Origin of the sequence: Acinetobacter sp. RF14B, from assembly GCF_006864105.1 — a bacterium.
In the GTDB taxonomy this organism is placed as follows: domain Bacteria; phylum Pseudomonadota; class Gammaproteobacteria; order Pseudomonadales; family Moraxellaceae; genus Acinetobacter; species Acinetobacter lwoffii_C.
Window position 1 is genome coordinate 1 of the sequence record NZ_SMTB01000144.1, and the last position, 3,814, is coordinate 3,814.

Annotated in this window: 3 protein-coding genes and 1 pseudogene; 2 read left to right on the plus strand and 2 right to left on the minus strand. The window is 45.0% G+C overall.

Going from position 1 to position 3,814, the window contains the following annotated elements; translation table 11 throughout:
- Together E2K52_RS13725 and E2K52_RS13730 are read left to right on the plus strand one after the other, a co-directional pair.
- Positions 1 to 655, plus strand: a pseudogene (locus tag E2K52_RS13725) (AMP-binding enzyme); the annotation flags it as partial.
- A 611-nt stretch (positions 656 to 1,266) separates the two neighbouring features.
- A complete protein-coding gene (locus E2K52_RS13730) occupies positions 1,267 to 1,917 on the plus strand; it encodes a response regulator (protein WP_151205581.1) in 651 nt (216 codons plus the stop codon).
- 125 nt (positions 1,918 to 2,042) lie between these two features.
- Here E2K52_RS13730 and E2K52_RS13735 read toward each other — a convergent pair whose 3' ends face one another.
- On the minus strand, positions 2,043 to 2,813 hold the full coding sequence (locus tag E2K52_RS13735; RefSeq protein ID WP_151205582.1) for a hypothetical protein: 771 nt from the start codon (positions 2,811 to 2,813) through the stop codon (positions 2,043 to 2,045).
- A gap of 438 nt (positions 2,814 to 3,251) precedes the next feature.
- A partial coding sequence (locus E2K52_RS13740) for a response regulator (RefSeq protein ID WP_151205583.1) occupies positions 3,252 to 3,814 on the minus strand: 563 nt, incomplete at its 5' end.

A 3,814-nucleotide genomic window follows, 5' to 3' on the forward strand; every position in this document is an offset into this window, starting at 1 on the left:
GCCAGGTTCAGCCACCCGTCCTTTCTTCGGGGTACAACCCGCTATTGTGGATGCTGATGGCAATGAGCTGGAAGGTGCCACAGAGGGGAATCTGGTGATTAAAGACTCCTGGCCGGGACAGATGCGGACCATCTGGGGCGACCATGAACGTTTTATTTAAACCTATTTTTCGACCTATCCCGGGACCTATTTTACTGGTGACGGTGCACGCCGTGATGAAGATGGTTATTACTGGATTACCGGCCGCGTTGATGATGTACTGAATGTCTCAGGCCATCGTCTGGGAACCGCAGAAATTGAAAGTGCATTGGTCGCGCATGAAGCCGTTGCCGAAGCTGCTGTGGTCGGGATGCCGCATGAGATTAAGGGCCAGGGAATTTGTGCCTTTGTGACTTTACAGGCTGATGCTGAAACTACAGAAGAACTGCGGCATGAACTGGTTGGCTGGGTACGTAAAATTCTCGGACCGGTAGCCACACCCGATGCCTTGTACTGGGCGCCTGCTTTGCCTAAAACCCGTTCAGGAAAAATCATGCGCCGTATCTTGAGGAAGATTGCCGCCAATGAGCTGGACAGTCTGGGCGATACCTCGACCCTAGCCGAACCGCAGGTGGTTGATCAGCTGATTACTGAAGTACAGCGCAATACGGTCTAAATTGAATCGTTGCAATACCGGCATCATCTGCCGGTATTTTTTATTTTAAGTATGGTTTCTGTCCGCTTTGGGAGCGGGTCGAGGCATGTAATTTGCCAAGCCTAAGCCCTGCCGAATACAGATTAGTTTGAGAGGGCAGAGTAGGCCAAATGGTCTGAACTCCAGCTTTCGTTTTAGAAAATAGTGCAGACTGCCAGACATGCGCCTCATCGGCAAAGGTTCGGACTGATGAATATTCATTTTGTGATACTGAGCAAGAGTCAAGTCCGAGATCACTTGATTCATCACGATAAAGTAAAAAATAAAATAAATAAAAACTGTAAAGTGAGCCGATTTTGAGACATTGGTATAGAAATGAGATTGGATGAAAAGTAACGCAATAATATATTGAAATTTCTATTTATATTAAATTCAACCCAGTCTGAGAGAGCAAAAATAAACCGGGTATACAAAAGTGCTGAGAATGCAAGATTGAGTAAAATCCCTCAACAATGTGAGAATTTTAAAGAAAAACCACCATTATTTTAAAAATTATAGCCTCTCGCATATCCTTCTGGCGGCTTGTGTGGTTAGAATAGGAACTACCGTGTACAAGATCTTTCTCACGTCCTATGAATATTTTAATCGTTGATGATCATCCACTGTTTCGTCATGCTTTAATTCAAGCGGTTCGTTATAGTCTGCCACAGGCGCAGATTCATGAAACTGCGGCAGTCAATGAGTTTTATGAACGTCTGGAAAATGGTCCTGAACCTGATCTTGTCCTACTGGATTTAAACTTGCCAGGAGCATCGGGTTTCTCAGCTCTGGTTCATGTACGCGCCCAATATCCATCTTTGCCGATTATTGTGGTGTCTGCACATGAAGAAGTCAGTATTATCCAGCGGGCTATTGCACATGGTGCCATGGGATATATTCCGAAGTCTGCACATCCAAGCCATATTGGTGAAGCCATCCGTGAAGTGCTGGAAGGGGAAATCTGGTTGCCGCCAAATCTGCCCGCCAATGTCAATTTTGATCCGCGTGCTGCGGATGAAACTGCACTGGCAGAACGTATCCAGTCGCTGACTCCTCAGCAGTTCCGTGTTCTGATGATGGTAGCGGAAGGCTTGTTGAACAAGCAGATTGCCTACGAACTGGATGTTTCTGAAGCGACCATTAAAGCGCATGTAACCGCAATTTTCCGCAAACTGGGTGTACAAAACCGGACTCAGGCCGTATTGGCGATCAATGCCCTCAATATTGACGAAAAGAAAATGTAAATTTGCCTGACTGGGTGTTTAAGCGCAGTAAAGACCATCTGCATTCAATTAAGGAGTTTAGTCAATAAACTCCTTAATTTTTTAAAGCTTGCTCTATTTATTGCATAAAGTTTTAGTTAAAAAAACTAAGCAATATAGTCCTGTTTTTGCGTCAGGTCAGTACAGAACATCGGGTTCAGGGCGCACTGTAATTCATCAATCTGATCTTGGGTCACATAGCCTTTAGACTTCAGGTATTCTGCAATCCGGTCATCACGCAGGCTCAGGAAGGTCGCATCATAGACGCCCAGATCTACAAAGAGTGCGGCGGTCTCCAGACTGTTAAAACGGTCCAGATACACTTCATTGTCATACATCAAGAAGATATGATCCTCCTGTGCATTCGGATTGACCTGTAAATGTTCAGCAAGTTCATGCGGACAGGTTTTGATAAATAACAAATCAGAGAGTTCATCAAACTGTTGGGTGTCCAGACAGTCGCTATCATTTTTGACTTTACCCAGCCAGGCTTTAAACACCAAAACTGCTCCGCCACGCAGCAACATGCTCCAGATCTGGTGCCGTGTTTTTGCAGGTAAATCTTGTACTTCGGTTTCAAGTGACTGAATCAGCTTGTTTTCCTGTTCAGCAAGCCGTTCAAACAAACCCAGACCTTGGGGTTTATAGGCATAGGGTTCAAATACATCAAAATGTAGCTCATCAAAGACCTGTAATGCCAATGGAACAGCACTTTGATAGAGAGTTTCCAGAGCCTGATATTGATTGTCATCTAATTTGCTGTCTTTAAACACCTGTGACCAGTTAATCGGAGGCAATAAAGCATTGACTCCATAACGCAGGTGAAATTGCTGGGTTTGATTCAGGTCATGAGCAACATGTTCATCTACCAGTTTCATTGTAAGAGCTCCTATGCAGTGCAAGTGGATCAGCTGCCAAAGAAGGGGGAAAGGATGGACTGGATGGAAACTGATCGTTTCTCAATTCTCTATTTTTAGGCCCAAGCTGGCTAGGTGAAAAATAAGACCAAAGTTTTATTCAATGGTTTTTTCTAAAAAGTATTATAAAAAGCAGTCGCTTATATTTTTGTAACTAAGTGTGCGGCTATGAATTAAGGGGTTCGGTAACTTTTGCCATAGTGAAAATTAAAATGAACTTTTTGATCAATAGATCAGGTCAAATTTTCGCAATTTTGGTGCTTTTGGCACATCTGCCTGTTTTTTCTGCATATTGAGTAAAGTTATGTGCAAGGTGTGTATAAAAAATACCCATCTTCCAGATTGGAAGATGGGTATCCTGTGAAAAGGCTGGGAAGGAAAACTTAGCCAGCGAGTGAGTTAATGATCCGAAATCTTCAGGCCGGATAACCACGAGCGTAAGGAGGCCGGTTTTAACGGTTTTTTCAGCAGTACGATATTTAACTCTTTCAGACGCTGTGGCAATTCCGGATCTGAATCTGCGGTGATCAGTGCCACCGGAACCTGAGGCTGACGATGTTCCAGAATAAAGTCCAGACCGATCTTGCCCTGGTTCAAGTGCTGATCTACCAGCCACACCTGAATATTTTCCTGCCGGATCAGTTCGATGGCCTGTTCCGGTTCGGTGGCCTTAAAGACCTGATAGCCCCATTTGGTGAGCAGGGTCGACATACCTTCCAGAATGGCTTCATCATTATCCAGACACAGGACTTTAAAGGCCTTAGACTTTAATGGTATTGCCTGTACGGGGGTGGCCACCACTTGAGGTGCAGCCACTACCGGGACTTCAATCATGAAACAGGAGCCTTTGCCATATGTGGAATAGACATGCACCGGATAGCCCAGCATACTGGTCATGCGCTGTACAATCGCCAGCCCCAGTCCCAGCCCTTGTTCGCCCCATGGAGAAGCGTGGCCACAGC